Source organism: Actinocorallia sp. API 0066 (genome assembly GCF_020991275.1).
Lineage (GTDB): Bacteria > Actinomycetota > Actinomycetes > Streptosporangiales > Streptosporangiaceae > Actinocorallia.
On sequence record NZ_JAJLQY010000002.1, the window covers coordinates 589,324 to 607,277 of the forward strand.

Below are 17,954 nucleotides of genomic sequence, written 5' to 3' on the forward strand. Positions count from 1 at the left end.
GTCGGAAAAGAAGATAGAACGCGAGTCGGTCTTTGTAAAGGCGGAGCCCTCCCGGAATCAGTGGCCGGGAGGGCTCGCGGAGACGGAATCCGGGGTCAGCGGGCGAACTTGAGGAGGAACTCCACGTGGCCCGTCGGCTCCACCTCGATGCCGGGCAGCGACGGGTTGTTGATCCCGTAGTCGGTGAACGTCACCGGAATCTGGCCGCTCACCTCGAACGTGTCGGCGCCCGTCCGGGACGCCTGGACGGGGAACGTGACGTCCCGCGTCTGGCCCTTCAGCGTGAGCTGCCCCGTGGCCTTCGCCTCGGATTGCGCCCCCACGACGGGCACGGAACCCAGCTCTATCGGGGACGTAAGCCGGAACGTCGAGGTCGGATGGGAGGCCACGTCCATGATCCGGGTGCGGAACTGGTTGTCCCTGCGGTCCTGGTCGGTCGTCACCCCTGCCATCTGGACGGTGAAGGAGCCCTCGGTCACCGAGCTTCCGGCGATCGTGAGGTCCCCGGAGACCTCGCCGGTACGGCCGACCGCCTCGACGTCCTGGCCGAACAGCACCTCCTTGACGCGGTAGCCCGCCTGGGATCCGGCGGACACCTTCCACGCCCCGTCAGCGGGGACGGCCTCTCCGGCCGCCTGCGCGGACGGGCTCGCGGTACCGACGGTGAGGCGCTCGGGCGCGTCACCCTCGATGAACCGCGTGTACACAAAGGGGGCCACCACGAACCCCAGGAACAGGACGCCGACCACACCGACGATCCACCAGGTCCACTTCTTCACGAGAACTCCATCAGGCGAGGGCGCGTACGGCCGTTCAACGATCAGCATGGCCGCGGTGTTCACGAGCGCACATGAGAACCGCATGAGAGAGCGGACTCGGTTCCATAACGCCGCCCGCCGGGCGCTTTTCACCTCCGTCTCACCCCGTTCTCAGGACCGTCCCCGACAGTGGAAGACAAGCAGGACAGGCGGACGTCGGAAAGGGGCGAGGCGATGAGGCTCACGGAAGCAGCGGCCGGACACGGCTGGCGCGACCACCGGGACCTGCTCGGCCCGGCCCGCGACCTGACGTTCGCCGAGGTCGAGCGGTCGGGGCTGCGCGGCAGGGGCGGGTTCTGGACCCCCACCGCGGCCCGGCTGCGCGCGGTGCGGCGCTGCCACACCGTCGTCGTCAACGGCATGGAGGGGGACCCGCTGTCGGCCAAGGACACCTGGCTGCTGCGGCACGCCCCGCACCTCGTCGTCGACGGGGCCGTCGCGGCGGCCCGCCTGCTCGGCGCCCGCGAGGTCGTCGTGGCCGTCCCCGTGGGAGGGGACGGACCGTCACTCACCGAGGCCCTCGCCGGACGGGACGGGTCGCAGGACCCGCCCGTCCGGGTCGCCGAAGGGCCCGCGGCGTACCTCGCGGGGGAGGACACGGCACTGGTGGCCCGGTTGCGGGGCGGACCCGCCGGGTCGGGGGCGTTCCTGCCCTCCGACGACGGCTGGTACGTCGCCAACGCCGAGACCTGCGCGCACCTGGCGCTCATCGCCAGGCACGGGGCCACCTGGTTCAGGGGTCAGGGCACGGCGGCGGCTCCAGGCACGATGCTGGTGACGCTCGGAGGTTCCGTGCCCAGGCCCGGCGTTGTGGAGGTGCCCGTGGGCACGCCGCTCGCCCGGCTCGCGCATCCGGCGGGGCCCGTCCTCGTCGGCGGGCACCGGGGGCGGTGGCTGACCGGGGAGGCGGCCCGCAACGTCAACCTGGACCCCGACGTCATGCCGGTGGACACGGCGTGCGTCACCGTCCTGCCCGTCGGCGCGTCCGTACTGGAGCGGACGCGCGAGATGACCGAATGGCTGGCCGCCGAGGGGGCGGGCGCCGTCGTGTCCCGGCTGGTGGCCAGCGCGTTGACGGTCGCCGCCAAGGAGCAGGCGCGGGGGTTCGCGGAACCGTTCGCCTTCCCCGACCTGTCCTTCGGCGCGGCTGCCTGAGGAGCCGGTGTATCTGCCTTACCTTCCGGCGGCCTGAGGTTCCCCTCGCACCAAGACGCGTTCCCGGCAGAACCGCGACCTCTGCCGGGAACGCCCCTTTTTCAGTGGGGCTGGAAGACGAGGGACGCCGCGTGCCCGCCGAACCCGAACGAGTTCGACAGCACCGGCGCCTTCGCGATCCGGCGCGGCGCGCCGTGCACCACGTCGATCGGGTCGGCGTCCGGGCCGCCGGTGAAGTTGGCGGTCGGCGGGACGGTGCCCGTGCGGGCCGCCAGGAGCGCGAGGACGGCTTCGACCGCGCCGCCGGACCCCAGGAGGTGCCCGGTGACGCCCTTGGTCGCCGTGACGGGCGGTGAGCCGTCGGGGAAGCAGGCGGCGATGGCCCTGGCCTCGGCCCTGTCGTTGTGGGTCGTGGCGGTCGCGTGCGCGTTGACGTGGCCGACCTCTTCCGGGGCGACGCCCGCGTCCGCGAGGGCGGCGCGCATCGTGGCGGCGGCGACCTCGCCGTCGTCGAGGGGCCGCACGATGTGGACGGCGTCGGCGCCCGCCGCGTACCCGGCCAGCTCGCCATAGATGCGGGCGCCCCGGGCTTCGGCGAGGTCGAGGCGCTCCAGGACGAGGAAGGCGGCGGCCTCGGCCATGACGAACCCGTCGCGGTCCCGGTCGAACGGGCGGGACGCCTCGTGCGGCGCGTCGGCCCGCCGGGACAGCGCGCCGATCCTGGCGAAGGAGGCGACCGCGAACGGCGTCAGCATCGCCTCCACGCCGCCCGCGAGCGCCCTGTCGATCCGGCCCAGGCGGATCGCCGTCATCGCCTCGCCGAGCGCCACGGCGGCGCTGGCGCAGGCGCAGCTGAGGGTGAGGCACGGGCCGCGCAGGCCGTGCCGGATCGATATCCTTGCCGCCGTCGCGTTCGGCATGATCATCGGTACCGACGCCACAGGCAGTTTCTCGTGGGGGAGCGCGCCCAACTCGGCGATGAAGGACGTGTGGGCGCCGCCCGTGCCTACGTAGGTGCCTGTGCGCGGGTCGGGTGCCGCGTTTTCGGGGAGGCCCGCGTCGGCCCAGGCGTCCACGGAGGCGGCGACGCCCAGGCGCGTCGGGCGGTCGAGGTGGCGCTGGCGGGCACGCGGGAAGTAGGCGTCCGGGTCGAAGCCGGAGACAGGGCAACCGAACGTCACGGGCACCCCCGCTTCCAGCAGTTCGGGCAGGTGCACGGCGGTGCCCTTGCCCGCGAGAACTGTCGCGAACGCGTCTTCCGGGGTGTTTCCTGCCGGGCTCTTGAGGCCCATTCCAGTCACGGCAACGCGGTGCATGAGGGGTCTCCCGGGGGGTGGGGCCGGAAAAGTACCACGCGCCGATCCGGGCTTTCGTTTGGCTCTCCTGACAAAGAAAACGGGAGAAGTCCCCCTTCGGGGATAAAAACCCATCGGGGCCTCAGGCGTCGGCGGGGAACGCGGGACGGGGACGCTCAGGGGTGCCTAGGCTGCTGCGCAGGTCGCGGAGGGAGGGCGGGTCATGACGGATCCGTACGCGGAGCGGAACGAGAAGCTCGTCAGGGACCGGATACCGGAGCTGATCAGGGCGACAGGTGGCAAACCGGACGTGCGGGTCGCCGAGGCCGCCGAGATACGGCGGCTGCTGCTGGCCAAGCTGTGGGAGGAGGCCGACGAGTTCGCCGCCGAGCCGTCGGCGGAGGAACTCGCCGACGTCCTTGAGGTGGTGCGGGCGCTCGCCGACGGGATCGGCTGCGACCCGGTCGAACTGGAGCGCGTGCGGGCGGCCAAGGCCGCGGCCCGAGGCGGGTTCACCGAGGGCATGGTGCTGCGGGGCGTGGCAGGGGCCGAGCGCCCGACGAAGCGCAAGGCGCGGGCGCTGCTTCTGGACGGGGACGCCCTCGTGCTGTTCCGACGCAACCGGCCAGGGCGCAGCACCTACTACACAACACCCGGAGGCGGCGTGGAGGACGACGACGCCGACGTGGAAGCCGGGCTGCGCAGGGAACTCATGGAGGAGCTGGGAGCCACGGCCGGACCGGTGAAACCCGTCTTCACGTTCGCCGAACACCGCCCGCACGCCTCGTACATCCACCAGTTCTTCGTCTGCCGCCTGGTGACGATGGACCTTGGGCTCCGGTCGGGACCGGAGTTCAGTGACCCTACGCGCGGCACCTACGACGTCGAGCGAGTGGAATGCCTTTCCAGCGCCTTCGCCGGACTGCCCCTGTGGCCGCGTGAACTCCGCGACTTCCTCACCGAGACCGCTCCCACCCTCCCCTCGCTCGTCTGATCTCCCCTGGAGTGGCTGGGCACGGGTCGTCAAAGGTCTTCGGTTGCCTTGCGGCGCCGCCTACGCGCGCGTTCGGGGGAGCCAGCCTTGGCCGTCGTGTTGGTTGAGGGCGGGCGCGGGGGAGAGCTTGGCCTGCCCGGGGATGAGGCCGCCGGTCCTGGGCTCGCCGTCCTGGGCGTCGGTGATGACGCCGCGGGCCTGGAAGTGCGGGTGGGCGAGCATCTCCGCGCGGTCCAGGACAGCGCTCGCGGGCGCGCCCGCCGCCTCCAGCCGGGCCAGCGCGACGTCCCCGGGCAGGCCCTTGAGCGCCTGTCTGACGGCGTCGTCGAGCTCGCGCACGCGGGAGATCCGCGCCGCGAAGGGCTCGTCGGCCAGGTGGCGCAGCTCCAGCGCGGCGCAGACGGCCCGCCACAGGTGTTCCTCCGAGACGACGCCCAGGGCGACCCGTAGCCCGTCCGCGCAGGTGTAGACGCCGTAGCCCGCGACCGGCCCTACGCCGTCGCGGCTGGGCAGCGCCGGGGGAGCCGTGGACACCCAGTGGGCGAGCGTGTCGGCGAGCCCGATATCCAGGTGGGTGCCTTCGCCCGTCCGTGACGCGCGGAGGCAGGCCGCGGTGATGGCGAACGCCGCTGTCTGGGCGGCGGCCATGTCGGCGAGGGGGAGGTCCACCGCGTCGGGGGGTAGGCCGCCCGGCGGGAGTGCCCCGGCCGTCGCCCGGTAGTTCACGTCGTGTCCGGGAACGCCGGAGAGCGGCCCGGTTTCGCCGTATCCGGTGAGCGAGCACGTCACCAGGGCGGCCCGCTTTGCCCGCAGCCGTTCCGGTGCTAGGCCGAGCCGCTCGGCCACGCCCGGCCGGAACCCGGTGACGACGGCGTCGGCGTCGGCGGCCAGCTCCAGGCAGCGCGCCAGCCCTTCGGGGGACTTCAGGTCGAGGACGAGCCCGCGCTTGCCCGCGTTGAGCGGCCCGAAGTGCCCGCCGAAGGCCCGCATGGGCTCCCCGCCGGGGGGCTCCACCTTGAGCACGTCGGCGCCCATCCCGGCCAGGAGCAGCGTCGCGTAGGGGCCGGGCCGCCACATCGTCAGATCGAGCACGCGCAGACCGTCGAGCATGCGGCCCACCCTAGCAAGCGGGCGCTTGTTTCTTGTCGGACGTCCGGGGTTGGCAAAGTGATATCACTTTGCTAGATTTGAGCCATCGCACCGAGCAAGGAGTAACCCATGAGCGAGACCTTGATGCCCGCCCCCCAGATCCGCGAGCGGGTGGCGCGCGGCGCCTCCGGCTGGCCGGTCCTCGGGCTCGGCCTGCTTGCCCTCGTCGCGTCCGTCGGCGGCGTGATCGGCGGCATCGCCGTCGGCGGCGTCACCGGCGCGTCCCTGATCGCCCTCGGCGTCGTCGTCTTCGTCGCGGCGACGATCTTCATGGCCGGCCTCACCGCCGTGTCGCCCGGCGAGGCCCGCGTCATCACCCTGCTGGGCCGCTACACCGGCACCGTCCGCACCGACGGCCTGCGCTGGGTCAACCCCCTCACCGACCGCCGCAAGGTGTCCACCAGGATCCGCAACCACGAGACCGACGTCCTCAAGGTCAACGACGCCGACGGCAACCCGATCGAGATCGCCGCCGTCGTCGTCTGGCAGGTCAAGGACACCGCGCGCGCCGTCTTCGAGGTCGACGACTTTGTGGAGTTCGTCGCCATCCAGACCGAGACCGCCGTCCGCCACATCGCCAACAGCTACCCCTACGACACCCACGACACCGGCCTGTCCCTGCGCGACAACGCCGACGAGATCACCGAGAAGCTGTCGGAGGAGATCGGCAAGCGCGTCATCTCGGCCGGCGTCGAGATCATCGAGTCCCGCCTCACCCGCCTCGCCTACGCCCCCGAGATCGCCCAGGCCATGCTCCGCCGCCAGCAGGCCGCCGCCATCGTCGCCGCCCGAGGCAAGATCGTCGAAGGCGCGGTCGGCATGGTCGAGGCCGCCCTCACCCGCCTCACCGACGACGGCATCGTCGAACTCGACGAGGAGCGCAAGGCGGCCATGGTGTCCAACCTCCTCGTGGTCCTCTGCGGCGACAGAGACGCCCAACCGGTAGTGAACACCGGCACCCTCTACGCCTAGAAGCCATGGCCGTAGAGCGCAAGAAGCTCCTGCTGCGGCTCGACCCCGCGGTGCACGACGCACTGGCCCGCTGGGCGGGCGAGGAGCTGCGCAGCACCAACGCGCAGATCGAGTTCCTGCTCCGCAGGGCCCTGGCCGAGGCCGGGCGGCTGCCTTCCGGGGTCACCCGGATGCGCCGTCCCGGCCGGCCCTCCCGAGCCGACCAGGACGACGAGACCGAAGAACCCGCGGCCGTGCCCGCACCCTCCCCAGACAACGCCCCGGAAACGGAGGAATGACGATGAAGCAGCCCGAGAGCCTTGCGCAGCGGATGTTCGTGCTCGCCTTGGACCCCGAGAAAGGCAAGCTCCACACCAGCACGTACCTGCGGCCCCTCCTTCGGTCCGCCGCCTTGACCGAGCTGTACCTGTCCGGCCACCTGCGTGACGAGAAGGGCAAGCCCGCCATCGAGGTCGCGGGCCCGTGCACGGACCCCGTACTGGCCGACCTCCTGGAGGAGATCGGCTCCGGCCGTCCCCGCAAGTGGGCGCACTGGGTCAACAAGAACGCCAGGCGGACCGCCGACGCCGTCCGCGACCAGCTCGTCGACGGCGGCCTGGTCAGGGCCGAGCCGTACCGTGTCCTCGGGCTCTTCCCGAGCACCCGCTACACGCTGCGCGACCCCCGCGTCCGCACCAGGCTGCTCTCGACCGTCTCGGCCGTCCTGCGCGACCCCGTCGGCCGCGTCGACCCGGCCGAGGCCGCGCTCGTCTCCCTGTCCGTCCTGGGCCGCCTGAACAAGGTCGTCACCCGGGCCAAGCGCAAGGAGCACAAGGCGAAGATCAAGACGCTGACCGAGATCACCGGCCCCGCCGCCCCCGCCCTCAAGAGCACCCTCGAAAGCTACGACGCGGCAGCGGCGGGCTGAAGAGTGCACCACATAAGACCGACCCGCTTAGGCGCCGCCCTCCCCTCCCGGAGCGCGGCGCCTTCGCCTATTGCCCGGCGCCGGGCCCCGCCGCCCGCATCCGCGCAAGGAACTCCGACGCCCAACGCGCCACGTCGTTGTCCACCACCCTGCGGCGCATCGCGCGCATCCGCTTCTGCAGATCCCGCGCGTCCGCCCTGACGGCCTCCTGCAACGTCCGCTTCAACCCGTCCACGTCATACGGGTTCACCAGGTAGGCCCGGCGCAGCTCCTCCGCCGCGCCCGCGAACTCGCTCAGCACCAGCGCGCCCCGCAGATCCTCGTGGCAGGCCACGTACTCCTTGGCCACCAGGTTCATGCCGTCCCGCAGCGGCGTCACCACCATGACGTCAGCGGCCATGTACAGGGCGGCCAGCTCCTCACGGCGGTAACTCGCGTGCATGTAGTTGATGACGGGCGCGCCGAGCTGCGCGAACTCGCCGTTGATCCGGCCCACCTGGAGCTCGATCTCGTCCCGCAGGATCTGGTACTGCTCGACCCGCTCCCGGCTCGGCGTCGCCACCTGCACAAACACCGCCTCGCCCGGCTTCAGCGCGCCGTCCGCGAGCAGCTCCCCGAACGCCTCAAGACGCTGCGTGATGCCCTTGGTGTAGTCGAGGCGGTCCACCCCGAGCATGATGCGGTTCGGGTCGCCCAGCTCCCGGCGGATCTGCTGGGCCCTGGCCTTCACGTCGGGACGGTGGATGAGGTCCGTCAGCTCCTTGACGTCCACCGAGATGGGGAACGCCTCGGCGTGCACGTCACGGCCGTCCACGTGGATCACGGAGCCGTGCACCCGCACGTCCAGGAGGCGGCGCGACAGCCTGACGAAGTTCGCGGCCGCCGCCGGGAGCTGGAAGCCGACCAGGTCGGCGCCGAGCAGCCCTTCGACGATCTCCTTGCGCCACGGCAGCCGGTAGAACAACTCGGCGGGGGGGAACGGGATGTGCAGGAAAAAACCGATCCGCAGATCCGGGCGCAGTTCCCGCAGCATCTTCGGAACCAATTGGAGCTGGTAGTCCTGCACCCAGACGAGGGCGCCTTCGGCCGCCACCTCCGCGGCCTTCTCCGCGAACCGCTTGTTGACGCGCACGTACGCGTCCCAGGTCGTCCGATGGAACTCCGGCGGCACGATCACATCGTGGTAGAGCGGCCACAACGTGGCGTTAGAGAAGCCCTCGTAGTACAGCTCCACGTCCTCGGCGGACAACGTGACCGGCACAAGACGGAGCCCGTCGTCGGTGAACGGCTCGGTCCGCTCGTCGGCGGCGCCCGTCCAGCCGATCCAGGCGCCGTCGCGCTCCCGCATGAGCGGCATGATCGCGGTGACGAGCCCGCCGGGGCTGCGACGCCATCCGACCTCCCCCTCGGGGCCGGTGATCCGGTCTACGGGCAGGCGGTTGGCGACGACGACAAAATCACTCACAAGATCGAACCTACCCATCTCCCGTCGCGTATCGAACACGTGACCATCACCACGCGGGACATGGCATGTCGGCTACCGTCGACGGTATGAGAATGGGCGTCCTGGACATCGGATCCAACACCGTGCACCTGCTCGTCATGGACGCACACCAGGGCGGCAAGCCGCTGCCCGCCTACTCCCACAAGGTGGAGCTCAGGCTGGCCGAACACCTCGACGGCGACAGGCTCTCCGACGAGGGCGCCAAGCGGCTGCACTCGTTCGTCAAGGAGTCCCTCCAGGTGGCCGAGGACAAAGGGGTCCAGGAGACCCTCGCCTTCGCGACCTCCGCCGTCCGGGAGGCCGTGAACGGCGACGAGATCCTCGAATGGATCAAAGCGGACCTCGGGATCACGATCGAGGTGCTGTCCGGCGCTGACGAGGCCCGGCTGACGTTCCTCGCGGTCCGGCGCTGGTTCGGCTGGTCGTCCAACCGGCTCCAGGTGTTCGACATCGGCGGCGGCTCGTTGGAGATCGCCTCGGGGATCGACGAGGAGCCCGACGCGGCCGTCTCCCTGCCGCTCGGCGCGGGCCGTCTCACCCGCGCCTGGCTCGGCGCCGACCCGCCCGACCCCGACCAGGTCCGCGCGCTGCGCAGGCACGTCCGCGCCGAGATCGCCGGACGCATCGGCGGCGTCACCCGCTTCGGCCCGCCCGACCACGCCGTCGCCACCTCCAAGACCTTCAAGCAGCTCGCCCGCATCGCCGGCGCCGCCCCCTCCAGCGAGGGCCCCTTCGTCCGCCGCGTCCTCACCCGGGAAGCCGCCAAGGACTGGGCCGACCGCCTGGCCCACATGCCCGTCTCATCCCGCCAGGCCCTCCCCGGCGTCTCCGAAGGCCGAGCCCCCCAACTCCTCGCCGGCGCCATAGTCGCCGACGCCGTCCTGGACCTCTTCGACCTCCCCGTCCTGGAAGTCTGCCCCTGGGCCCTCCGCGAGGGCATCATCCTCCGCCGCCTGGACCTCCTCCCCGACCAACCCTTCACCCCCCAATAACCCCACCCCAGCCCCAGTCAGCCCCGCCCAGCCCCCAAGCCCCAGGCCAACCCGAACCAATGTGCGCCCAACCCCAACCTGCGCTACAGTTAACCCGTCGCCAGGCAGGGCCCCAAGCCCCACCAAAGCCGACACCGGGACGTAGCGCAGTTTGGCAGCGCACTTGACTGGGGGTCAAGGGGTCGTGGGTTCAAATCCCGCCGTCCCGACAGCACACAAGGCCCGCTGACGGAGAGTTCTCTCCAGCTCAGCGGGCCTTCACCATGTCAGAAACTTCCTGACTGACCGTCAGTACCGATCTCTGTTGGGGACCACCCGGGGACCAACCGCCCCTGCCAATGGCAAGCCTCGTTCCTCTCACCAACTCGCCTGCTCCCGCTCCGTCCCCGCACACGTTCCTCAAGCCCTTGCCGCACCCGCCTTCTGTCAGCCGAGCGTGCACCCACGACCCCGTCGTAGCTCGCGGACAGCTAGCTCACCCACCCGCACCTGACATCCGGCGGCGCGCCGGAACTCCAAGCAGTGCCGCGACCTCGACGACCCCGGAGGGGCCGTCGCCACGGCGGGTGAGGTGGGGGCTCCGGAGAGCTGGCGGTGGCCGCTGTGCTGGAAACAGACATGCGGGCAGGACACCGACCTGGCACGACGCCCCAGCATCCGCCAGGCTCCCCCACCGGATCGCTTGGCCCGTGGGCGCCCAGGCTGAAGCGCGTTCTGACGTTGGTCGAGAAGCCATTCCGAGGTCTCCTTGCGGAGGCCGACAACCACCTGGGCTGTGCTTCCCTCTCCGCGTCCGCGTGCTTTCGCTCGTCTTTGCGGGACCGGTCCTTATTGCGGCTATTGTGATCATGCTCGGTTAATATGGGTGGGATGGTGGGGTTGGTGGAGGTTCGCTAGAAATCTTGGTGGGTTTTGTGTGTTCATGATGCGGACTGGGGAAGGTTGAGATGTTCAGTTCGCGTCGTTGCTTCGTGCCGGTGTTAGGTGCGGGCTGCTCGCGTGCCTTGGTGTTGTCTGTTTATGTGGGAGGTATGTGTGTCGGAGGGGTCTGTGCAGCGGCCGTTGCCGGTTTCGCCGCATATTGATACGTCGGTGTCGCATTCGGCGCGGATCTGGGACTACTGGCTGGGGGGGAAGGAGAACTATCCGGTCGACCAGGAGTTGGGAGACCAGATCGCGGCGACGTTGCCTGACATCGTCGAGCAGGCTCGGGCGGATCGGGCTTTCCTGGGACGGGTGGTGCGGTTCGCGGTGGAGCGGGGGATCGACCAGTTCCTGGACGTGGGGACGGGGCTGCCGACGGCGTCGAACACCCATGAGGTGGCGCAGCGGCTGAACCGTGAGGCCCGTGTCGTCTACGTGGACAACGACCCGCTTGTGCTGGCGCACGCGCGTGCGTTGTTGGCGAGCACGCCGGAGGGGAGGACGGCGTATCTGGACGCCGACATGTACGACCCCGTCGACATTCTTGAGCGTGCGGGCGAGACGCTCGACTACTCCCGGCCGGTCGCGGTGACGATGCTCGGCGTGCTGTGGCATGTGCTCGACGACGACACCGCCAAGGCGATCGTCCAGACATTGCTGGGCGCACTGGCGCCGGGCAGCCTCCTGGCGGTCGCGCATCCCACGATCGAGGTGACGGGCACGAAGATGGCCGATGCGATCGAGCAGTGGAACCTGTTCGGCAAGCCGCCTGGCCGGTGGCGCAGCCCCCAGCAGCTCGCACTCCTGTTCGATGGTCTGGAGCTTGTCGAACCCGGCATCGTCTCATGTCCGCTGTGGCGTCCAGACGTGGGCGCCGACATCGCCCCCATCGATCAGTACGGCGGGGTCGGAATTCTCCCGGAAGTGTAAGGATCTTCCCTCATCGTGCAGCGATGTTGGGCTGTTCGGCCTCCTGCCGCCAGTGACCTATGCGCGTTCGTTAGGGTCGAACGCGACGCGGTGCGGGGCGATGAGATTGGTGGCTGTGGATATCCGGGCGGGCCGGCAGGCCGACGAAGAGGTCGTGGACGAGTTGTGGCCGACGGAGTTGCGTGTCGCGCTCGGCCGTCGGATGAAGACCTACCGGGCGGGCAGGGGCCTTGGCGTGGCGGCCGTCGCGGAGGCTCTGCAGGTGTCGCCCATGGTGATCCGGGCGCTTGAGGGCGGTTACCTGACGAAGGTCCGCAACCGCCTGGTGCTGCGCATGTGCGCCCTCTACGGGATCGACGACGACGACCAGCTCTCGGAACTCCTCGAACTGGCGCACGCGGGGAGCTCTCCCGGCTGGTGGTCGGCGTTCTCGGATGTCATCCCGAGCTGGTTCGAACCGTACCTGGCCCTGGAGCAGTCGGCCGACCTCATCCGCTCCTTCGACGCCCAGTTCGTTCCAGGGCTTCTCCAGTCACCCGACTACGCGCGGGCGGTGGCTCGAGGAGACGAGGGGGGGCCGGAAGAGGAGGTCGATTACCGGGTCGCGCTGAGGATGCGCCGCCAGCGCCGTTTCCAGGAGGAAGGCGGTCCGAAGCTCTGGGCGCTCCTGGACGAGGCGGTTCTGCTCCGTCCGATGGGTGGCCGAACCACCATGTTCCGGCAGCTCGACTACCTGTGCACACTCTGCGATCTTCCTAACCTCGCCGTCCAGATCGTCCCTCTGGCGGAGGTCGGCCACGCCACCGGCGGGCCGGTCGTTCTGCTCCGTATGCCCGAGATCGAACTGGGTGGGCCTATTAGGGAAATTGTCTATCTTGAGCAATTGACGGATGCTTCGTATATCGATGACCCAGATGATGTCCTCTACTATCGGCATGTTCTCGCTTCGCTGAGCATCCTCGCCCCACCGCCTTCTGACACCCAGGGCATCATCCATCGAAGGATGAGTGAGCTGTAGGCGAAAGTGTTATCGAACGTGGTGTCAGATGACCTAATTCACGGGGGGTCGCTGTGCCATGCTTTGCCGGTCATGATCCAAATGTCCATACGAAACGGGACTGAAGGCGGACAAATCGCCCTTTGGCTTGTCGGGTATGCGCTGGATCTTCCAACCCGTGTCTCCTCGGCCCCCAACTGGACGCGGGCTGATAAGGGACGCTCCCACCGGAGAAGGGACGGCATAGCATCATGGTCGACGAGTTCGCGGAGCACCCGCCCCGCGGCGAGTTCGCGAGGCAGATGTTCGGGATCTTTCTCGATTGCCGGGGGGAGACGCTCACGGAGCTGGTCCACGCATGCGGCTCTCGCTACAGCAAGAGCGCGTTCTCCCGCGCCTTCCGCGGCCGGGCGAAGGGATTGGTCTCCCGGCAGTTCTTCGGGGCCTTCGCTGTCGCCTGCGCCTTCATCGGGCAGCGTAACGGCGTCATCGCGCCTGGGGCTGTCGCGCGCCAGCAGTTCATCGACGAACTGTTTGCGCTGCTCGACCTTGCCGAGCGCCGGTCGGAGGACCTCGGCCTGTTCGTGCGCCGCGGCTACATTCGGCACCGGGACACCCTGCGCGCGGCGTTCGAACCGGTGCGGCCCCGCCCGCAGGATGTGTGGAACCTCCCCACGGCGCTAGGACCCGACGAGCAAAGACTAATGCTCCTCACCTGGCCCTTCGCGCACGTCGTCATCCCACGCCTGCACCTCAAGGACTCCGAGGCGACCCTGCACGCGGCGCTGATGCTCCTCGCGCTCGGCTACCCCGACGGGCGAGCGTGGGAATTGTTGAAGCTCGCAAGCATCTGGGCGGCCGACACGCCGGACAACCTCGCGGCACGGGAACTGGACGCCCTGCTCGACGCGAGCGAGCGCGTCCCGGTCGGCCCGAACCAGATCCGCACCCGGATACACCGGTACCTCGCGCTGCGCGCCGCACAGACCCGCGGCGACGAGGCCCACATGAACGGCTACATCGACGCCGCGCAGATGTTCCGGGACATCGCTCTTCGACTGGACGGCGGAGAGCGGACACCGCTCTCCGCCCCCGTCCAACCGCAGACGCCTACCACCTGAACCACTCACGTCAATGCCCTGGGCCTGATCGCGGTCCAGGGCATTTCTGTTCCCACGGCCGCGTGCCACGGCGTTGCAAGATGTGCATTCTTCCCCGAACAACGGGCGCGAAGAACGAGAGCGCGGGATCGTCAGTTCCGTTCGCAACAGCCACCCGGGAATCAAAGCCATGCCATCAGTCACCGCAGCGCACAAACGGATCGACGGCCTGGCCGAACCAGTGGGCCCCAGGGATTCCGAGGAGATGTTCCTGGCGATCATCCTCACGACGAAGTGGATGATCACGATGCGCCGGAGGCTTTACGACTGCCCTCTCCTCCATCATCTGGGGCCGGCAGAGCTCGAAGAGTTCTGGGCCTCCTGCTGAACCCCACTTCGCGTGGCATAGACCCATGAGGAGCACAGTGTTGAAACACATGAACGTCCTGACGCGGCGCCTCACCCGCCGATCAAAGCCGAAGTCCGGGGAACCGCGGGTGACGGAGTTGGCGTACATGGCCATGATGGGCGTGGACATTGCGGGGTTCGGCCGTCTCGATCCATACGTCCATCCGGCTGTGCGGGCGTCCCTCTACCGCATCGTTGGCGAGGCCGCCGAGAGCAACGCGATTCCCTGGGACCAACCGGAGAAGCGGCGTGAGGACCGGGGTGACGGTTTCTATCTCCTGGCCGACATCGGTGTGATCGACCGTGTCGAAGACCTCGTTGTCGCCATCGACGCCGGTCTGCGCCGACACAACCGCCGAGCGCCCGCCGAACAGCGGGTGACCCTGCGCATGGCTTTCCACACAGGTTTTGTCCAGCATGACGAGGAGGGCCTCACCGGCCCGGACCCCCTGCTGCTCTTCCGCCTCCTCGACTCCAAAGTCCTGAAAGAGCACCTCGCCGAGAGCGGAAGGCAGTCCGCCTTCGCCATCTCCGCGCCCGCCCACCACGCCGCCGTTCAGCGCAGAGCCCTCACCGCCGCCGACTACGTCGAAGTCGTCGTGGAGGAGAAGGAAACAAGGGAACGCGCCTGGATCAGGCACGTGCCGTGAAGGCATGGAGATTCGGCTATCGCGCTCAGCTCCACTGAAGGGATCCCCAACGCTCTGTCCTTGCGGTGTGGTCCACAGCGCATGGGTGAAGCGACAATCCAAAGGCGTCCGCGAACGGCGGCTGGACGTTTCTGTGTTCTGGTTCGTGTCGGTCAGTGCTGGTGGCGGCCGGTGTCAGGCCGGGTTCCAGGGCCAGGGGCGGGGGCCGTGGTTTCCGCGGAGGCAGTGGAGGCGGAGTCGGGCTTCGTGGGGGGCGTGGGTGTGGGGGTGTTCGGCTGCGTGTTGGGCGAGGAAGCAGGTCATGCGGAGTTCGCGGATGTCGCGGAACAGGGTGAAGTTCGGTGTGGTGGTGATGTCCTGGCCGACGGCGTTGGCGAACTCTGTGTACTCGTTCGCGGTGATCCAAGAAAAGGACGTGTGTTTGATGGCGACGTTCGCGGTCGACTCCACGATCGCCCGGGCCCACCAGCATTCGGCGGGCGCCCCGCAAAAGGGGGGCCCTGCCGGGGGACGATCGGACAGGATGATCACGGAAGAACACTCTCCAGACAGGGGATCGGCCGGTCCCGCGGCGGGCTGACGAGCAAGACGCATCTGGTCGTGGAGGGTCGGGGCCTGCCCATGGCGGTGCTGGTCACGGGTGGGAACGTCAACGACTCGACCGTGTTCGAGACGCTCATGGCCCGTATCCGCGTCCGCCGCCCCGACGGCGGCCGGCCCCGCACCAGACCGTCGGCGCTGCCGGCCGACAAGGGCTACGCGGCCCGCCGCATCCTCGCCTACCGCTGAACTTGCCCATGGAGGTCAACGTGTCCGGCCCCCGGTGACACCGCCGAGGCAACCCCTCTCGTCCGGATCGCCGTGCTCCAGGAGGGCGAGGGCGCACCGAGCCCGCGTCCTGACCGTCTCGCCGCGCCGTCCGCACCCGGCGACGCCCGGACGCGCTGCTGAACGCCGAGGTCGCCAAGTACCGGCAGCCGCTCCCCGGGCGCAGGGTCCTCGCGCCGTGGGGCACCGATCCCGGCGAGAGGGTCGCCGTGCTGAGGTGGGCCCGCGCCTACTACGGCCGTGTCGCCGCTTGGCACGCCGTACGCGCCCCCTCTACGGGCTCCGATGGGCGATGGACTCCGGGCGTGGAGCGACTCTGGGGCGCTGGCCCGTGCCCCCGTCGTGGTCGTCTTCGTCGCCGTCCCAGTTGTGGAGTCCCCCGTCATCGCCACTCCGGGCGCGCAGAAGGTCACTGACGACACCATCGCGTGAGCCTTCAGAGTCGCGAAGCTGTGTACCGAGGCAGAGCCGATCACCTTTCTCCCGCCCGGCGTTCCGACAGGACGAGGGATGGGGCGCGACGATCGCTCTGCCGGACGGCGGCAAGGCCAGCGTCGCGGTGAAGCGCTTAAAGGACGTCGCGGCGGGTCTGGACGGCTGTCCCTCAACCGTGTTCGCGGCGACGGGGGATCGGCTCGTCGGCTCGAATCCTGGCTCGCCGACCGCGCCCCGTTCGCCATGCGTCCGCCGACGAATCCCCTCGTCGACCTAGCTGGTCGTGTCCGGATGAAGGAGTGGTGGGGCCCAGCAGTAACGCGCACTCGTTTTATGCGAAGTGGGCGGTGACGAGGATGGGCTGGTGGTCGGAGCCGGGGTGGGTGAGGACGCTGCCGTCAAGGGTTGTGTGTGCGTTGGCGATGCAGTAGTCGATGGGTTCGGTGGGGTTGGGTGCGGGGTAGGTGGGGGTGTTGGTTGGGGCGGTGGTGAGGCCGTTGTGGTTGGTCCAGGTGGAGGGGGTGTTGAAGTCTCCGGCGATGATCCATGGGGTGGTGAGGTGGTGGGTGATGGTGTGGAGTTGGTGGAGTGTTCGGGTGCGTTCGGTGTGGTCGGTTCTGGGGAGGTGGGTGGTGCCGATCCAGATGGGGGTGTTGTGGTGGTGGATGCGGACGCAGGTGAGGGTGCGTTGTTCGGTGGGTTCGGTGCCGTCGTAGTGGGGGGCCGGGTGGCGGAGCGGCCAGTGTTGGACGGCCAGGAGGGGGAGGCGGGTGAGGAGTGCGTTGCCGAAGACGTCTTCGGCGGTGCCGTAGACGAGGGCGGGGATGAAGATCGATACGTAGCCGTCGGCTGCGTGGGCGAGGTTGTCGGCAGCGGCGAAGGTTTCGTCGACCTCGACCAGGGAGACGACGTGGGGACGGGTTTCCGCGATCAGCCCGGCGACCTGTTCGACGTTCTTGCCGCCGTTCGGGTCCTGCCAGGAGTGGATGTTCCAGTGCAGGAGGCGCAGTGGTTCGGGTGTGTTCATGGGAGTGCCTGGCAGCGTCGGGCGAGGTCGCGTAGGGCGGATGAGCGGCGTTCGTGCCGGAGGAGATCGGCCAGTACGGTCTGGGTGAGGCGGTGGTGGCGGACTTCGTCGGGGGCTGAACGCTCGGCGTCCAGGAGTGTGTCGAAGGCAGCGGTGTGGTCGCCGAGTGCGGTGTGGCAGCGGGCGACGTCGATGAGGTGGCGGGCTCGGCGTTCGGCCATGAGGGGCGGCATGCGGTCGACGTTCACGTCGTTGAGGTGCCCGGACGCGGCAGAGGTCATGCCGAGTTCGACGGGGACGGCCACGCGGTGGATGGCGACGTTGGTCGGTCCGAACACGGTGCCGAGGTCAGCACGGTCCTCGCCCAGGAGGCGTGCGCTGGCGTCGGCGGCCTTCAGCGCGTCGTCGCCGGCTTGGGCGGCGTCGATCGCGCGGCCGCCCGCGATCGTCAAACAGCTCATGGACGCGTTCGCCCCCGGCAGCATGCTCGCCTTGTCCCACATGACCAGCGACGGCACCAACCCAGACAACGCAGCCCACATCCTCCGCGTATGGGACAACGGCGGTATCGACATACATCTACGCGACGAAGCCACCATTAAGGACTATTTCAACGGCCTCCACCTCCTGCCACCCGGCGTTATCCCCGTTCACATATGGAACCCCGAGTCCGCTCACCGTGACGACTGGTTCCTCTGGTCCGGCCTCGCCCTCAAACAACCCTGAACTGAAGCGCTGCTTCAGATGATCGGCGCCCGCCGCGCGGTGGAAGCGGAGTCGGTCCGTGCTGAACTCATCACCAGCGCCGCCGGAAGCTGGGCTGTCCTGTTCTTGCCATACCGCAGGCCACAGTCTTTCGGCAGTTCGGC

21 protein-coding genes and 1 tRNA gene are annotated in these 17,954 nt (G+C 69.3%); 15 read left to right on the plus strand and 7 right to left on the minus strand.

What is annotated here, in order from left to right; genetic code table 11:
- Positions 1 to 95: 95 nt before the first annotated feature.
- A complete protein-coding gene (locus LO762_RS07475; RefSeq protein ID WP_230613456.1) occupies positions 96 to 779 on the minus strand; it encodes a YceI family protein in 684 nt (227 codons plus the stop codon).
- A gap of 213 nt (positions 780 to 992) precedes the next feature.
- Here LO762_RS07475 and LO762_RS07480 point away from each other — a divergent pair, with 213 nt between their 5' ends.
- Positions 993 to 1,973: a hypothetical protein gene (locus LO762_RS07480; protein ID WP_230613457.1), complete on the plus strand. Its 981-nt coding sequence runs from the start codon at positions 993 to 995 to the stop codon at positions 1,971 to 1,973.
- A 101-nt stretch (positions 1,974 to 2,074) separates the two neighbouring features.
- On the opposite strand, the gene LO762_RS07485 is transcribed toward LO762_RS07480, so the two are convergent.
- Positions 2,075 to 3,289 (minus strand): beta-ketoacyl synthase, encoded by a 1,215-nt coding sequence (locus LO762_RS07485; protein ID WP_255685014.1) that lies wholly within the window; start codon positions 3,287 to 3,289, stop codon positions 2,075 to 2,077.
- Between the two features lie 202 nt (positions 3,290 to 3,491).
- On the opposite strand from LO762_RS07485, the gene LO762_RS07490 reads away from it, so the two are divergent.
- The gene (locus LO762_RS07490; RefSeq protein ID WP_230613459.1) at positions 3,492 to 4,262 is read left to right on the plus strand and encodes an NUDIX domain-containing protein; all 771 of its coding nucleotides are present in this window, start codon (positions 3,492 to 3,494) and stop codon (positions 4,260 to 4,262) included.
- Between the two features lie 60 nt (positions 4,263 to 4,322).
- Here the strand turns inward: LO762_RS07490 and LO762_RS07495 are convergent, their stop codons facing one another.
- Complete coding sequence (locus LO762_RS07495; protein ID WP_230613460.1) at positions 4,323 to 5,372, minus strand: CaiB/BaiF CoA-transferase family protein; 1,050 nt, start codon at positions 5,370 to 5,372, stop codon at positions 4,323 to 4,325.
- A 108-nt stretch (positions 5,373 to 5,480) separates the two neighbouring features.
- On the opposite strand from LO762_RS07495, the gene LO762_RS07500 reads away from it, so the two are divergent.
- From LO762_RS07500 to LO762_RS07510, 3 genes are read left to right on the plus strand one after another with little or no spacing between them, the layout of a single operon-like run.
- Positions 5,481 to 6,383 carry an SPFH domain-containing protein gene (locus tag LO762_RS07500; RefSeq protein ID WP_230613461.1) on the plus strand — a complete coding sequence of 301 codons (903 nt, stop codon included), beginning with the start codon at positions 5,481 to 5,483 and terminating at the stop codon, positions 6,381 to 6,383.
- Between the two features lie 5 nt (positions 6,384 to 6,388).
- The gene (locus LO762_RS07505; protein WP_230613462.1) at positions 6,389 to 6,661 is read left to right on the plus strand and encodes a hypothetical protein; all 273 of its coding nucleotides are present in this window, start codon (positions 6,389 to 6,391) and stop codon (positions 6,659 to 6,661) included.
- Positions 6,662 to 6,663: 2 nt separating this feature from the next.
- Positions 6,664 to 7,290 carry a GPP34 family phosphoprotein gene (locus LO762_RS07510; protein WP_230613463.1) on the plus strand — a complete coding sequence of 209 codons (627 nt, stop codon included), beginning with the start codon at positions 6,664 to 6,666 and terminating at the stop codon, positions 7,288 to 7,290.
- 67 nt (positions 7,291 to 7,357) lie between these two features.
- Here LO762_RS07510 and LO762_RS07515 read toward each other — a convergent pair whose 3' ends face one another.
- On the minus strand, positions 7,358 to 8,755 hold the full coding sequence (locus LO762_RS07515; protein WP_230613464.1) for a trehalose-6-phosphate synthase: 1,398 nt from the start codon (positions 8,753 to 8,755) through the stop codon (positions 7,358 to 7,360).
- Positions 8,756 to 8,841: 86 nt separating this feature from the next.
- On the opposite strand from LO762_RS07515, the gene LO762_RS07520 reads away from it, so the two are divergent.
- The 7 genes from LO762_RS07520 to LO762_RS07550 all read left to right on the plus strand — a co-directional run bounded on the left by LO762_RS07520 (position 8,842) and on the right by LO762_RS07550 (position 14,795).
- Entirely contained in the window at positions 8,842 to 9,786 is a 945-nt protein-coding gene (locus LO762_RS07520; protein ID WP_230613465.1) for a Ppx/GppA phosphatase family protein, read from the plus strand.
- Between the two features lie 135 nt (positions 9,787 to 9,921).
- A tRNA-Pro gene (locus LO762_RS07525) sits at positions 9,922 to 9,995 on the plus strand.
- Between the two features lie 811 nt (positions 9,996 to 10,806).
- Positions 10,807 to 11,640, plus strand: a complete 834-nt coding sequence (locus tag LO762_RS07530) for an SAM-dependent methyltransferase (protein WP_374201537.1) — start codon at positions 10,807 to 10,809, stop codon at positions 11,638 to 11,640.
- A 109-nt stretch (positions 11,641 to 11,749) separates the two neighbouring features.
- Positions 11,750 to 12,658 (plus strand): helix-turn-helix transcriptional regulator, encoded by a 909-nt coding sequence (locus LO762_RS07535; RefSeq protein WP_230613467.1) that lies wholly within the window; start codon positions 11,750 to 11,752, stop codon positions 12,656 to 12,658.
- Positions 12,659 to 12,888: 230 nt separating this feature from the next.
- Positions 12,889 to 13,758: a hypothetical protein gene (locus LO762_RS07540; RefSeq protein WP_230613468.1), complete on the plus strand. Its 870-nt coding sequence runs from the start codon at positions 12,889 to 12,891 to the stop codon at positions 13,756 to 13,758.
- A 169-nt stretch (positions 13,759 to 13,927) separates the two neighbouring features.
- The gene (locus tag LO762_RS07545) at positions 13,928 to 14,125 is read left to right on the plus strand and encodes a hypothetical protein (protein ID WP_230613469.1); all 198 of its coding nucleotides are present in this window, start codon (positions 13,928 to 13,930) and stop codon (positions 14,123 to 14,125) included.
- 109 nt (positions 14,126 to 14,234) lie between these two features.
- Positions 14,235 to 14,795 (plus strand): hypothetical protein, encoded by a 561-nt coding sequence (locus LO762_RS07550; protein WP_230613470.1) that lies wholly within the window; start codon positions 14,235 to 14,237, stop codon positions 14,793 to 14,795.
- A gap of 174 nt (positions 14,796 to 14,969) precedes the next feature.
- Here LO762_RS07550 and LO762_RS07555 read toward each other — a convergent pair whose 3' ends face one another.
- A complete protein-coding gene (locus LO762_RS07555) occupies positions 14,970 to 15,245 on the minus strand; it encodes a hypothetical protein (RefSeq protein ID WP_230613626.1) in 276 nt (91 codons plus the stop codon).
- Here LO762_RS07555 and LO762_RS07560 point away from each other — a divergent pair.
- Positions 15,213 to 15,584, plus strand: a complete 372-nt coding sequence (locus LO762_RS07560) for a transposase (RefSeq protein ID WP_374201542.1) — start codon at positions 15,213 to 15,215, stop codon at positions 15,582 to 15,584. The genes LO762_RS07555 and LO762_RS07560 overlap by 33 nt on opposite strands.
- Before the next feature lie 324 nt (positions 15,585 to 15,908).
- Positions 15,909 to 16,055 carry a hypothetical protein gene (locus LO762_RS07565; RefSeq protein WP_230613471.1) on the plus strand — a complete coding sequence of 49 codons (147 nt, stop codon included), beginning with the start codon at positions 15,909 to 15,911 and terminating at the stop codon, positions 16,053 to 16,055.
- Between the two features lie 334 nt (positions 16,056 to 16,389).
- On the opposite strand, the gene LO762_RS07570 is transcribed toward LO762_RS07565, so the two are convergent.
- On the minus strand, positions 16,390 to 17,085 hold the full coding sequence (locus LO762_RS07570; RefSeq protein WP_230613472.1) for an endonuclease/exonuclease/phosphatase family protein: 696 nt from the start codon (positions 17,083 to 17,085) through the stop codon (positions 16,390 to 16,392).
- A complete protein-coding gene (locus LO762_RS07575) occupies positions 17,082 to 17,603 on the minus strand; it encodes a hypothetical protein (RefSeq protein WP_230613628.1) in 522 nt (173 codons plus the stop codon). The genes LO762_RS07570 and LO762_RS07575 overlap by 4 nt, the downstream gene beginning before the upstream one ends.
- Between LO762_RS07575 and LO762_RS07580 the strand changes: the two genes are divergently transcribed.
- On the plus strand, positions 17,569 to 17,811 hold the full coding sequence (locus LO762_RS07580; protein ID WP_230613616.1) for an SAM-dependent methyltransferase: 243 nt from the start codon (positions 17,569 to 17,571) through the stop codon (positions 17,809 to 17,811). The two genes, LO762_RS07575 and LO762_RS07580, sit on opposite strands and share 35 nt — an antisense overlap.
- Positions 17,812 to 17,954 lie beyond the last annotated feature (143 nt).

Excerpts from the sequence above, each read along its gene's own strand:
- LO762_RS07500 (WP_230613461.1), top strand. The coding sequence starts at position 5,481 with ATGAGCGAGACCTTGATGCCCGCCCCCCAGATCCGCGAGCGGGTGGCG.
- LO762_RS07495 (WP_230613460.1), bottom strand. The coding sequence starts at position 5,372 with ATGCTCGACGGTCTGCGCGTGCTCGATCTGACGATGTGGCGGCCCGGC.
- LO762_RS07530 (WP_374201537.1), top strand. The coding sequence starts at position 10,807 with ATGTGGGAGGTATGTGTGTCGGAGGGGTCTGTGCAGCGGCCGTTGCCG.
- LO762_RS07505 (WP_230613462.1), top strand. The coding sequence starts at position 6,389 with ATGGCCGTAGAGCGCAAGAAGCTCCTGCTGCGGCTCGACCCCGCGGTG.
- LO762_RS07480 (WP_230613457.1), top strand. The coding sequence starts at position 993 with ATGAGGCTCACGGAAGCAGCGGCCGGACACGGCTGGCGCGACCACCGG.
- LO762_RS07485 (WP_255685014.1), bottom strand. The coding sequence starts at position 3,289 with ATGCACCGCGTTGCCGTGACTGGAATGGGCCTCAAGAGCCCGGCAGGA.
- LO762_RS07540 (WP_230613468.1), top strand. The coding sequence starts at position 12,889 with ATGGTCGACGAGTTCGCGGAGCACCCGCCCCGCGGCGAGTTCGCGAGG.
- LO762_RS07570 (WP_230613472.1), bottom strand. The coding sequence starts at position 17,085 with ATGAACACACCCGAACCACTGCGCCTCCTGCACTGGAACATCCACTCC.
- LO762_RS07580 (WP_230613616.1), top strand. The coding sequence starts at position 17,569 with ATGCTCGCCTTGTCCCACATGACCAGCGACGGCACCAACCCAGACAAC.
- LO762_RS07520 (WP_230613465.1), top strand. The coding sequence starts at position 8,842 with ATGAGAATGGGCGTCCTGGACATCGGATCCAACACCGTGCACCTGCTC.
- LO762_RS07565 (WP_230613471.1), top strand. The coding sequence starts at position 15,909 with ATGGGCGATGGACTCCGGGCGTGGAGCGACTCTGGGGCGCTGGCCCGT.
- LO762_RS07510 (WP_230613463.1), top strand. The coding sequence starts at position 6,664 with ATGAAGCAGCCCGAGAGCCTTGCGCAGCGGATGTTCGTGCTCGCCTTG.
- LO762_RS07490 (WP_230613459.1), top strand. The coding sequence starts at position 3,492 with ATGACGGATCCGTACGCGGAGCGGAACGAGAAGCTCGTCAGGGACCGG.
- LO762_RS07545 (WP_230613469.1), top strand. The coding sequence starts at position 13,928 with ATGCCATCAGTCACCGCAGCGCACAAACGGATCGACGGCCTGGCCGAA.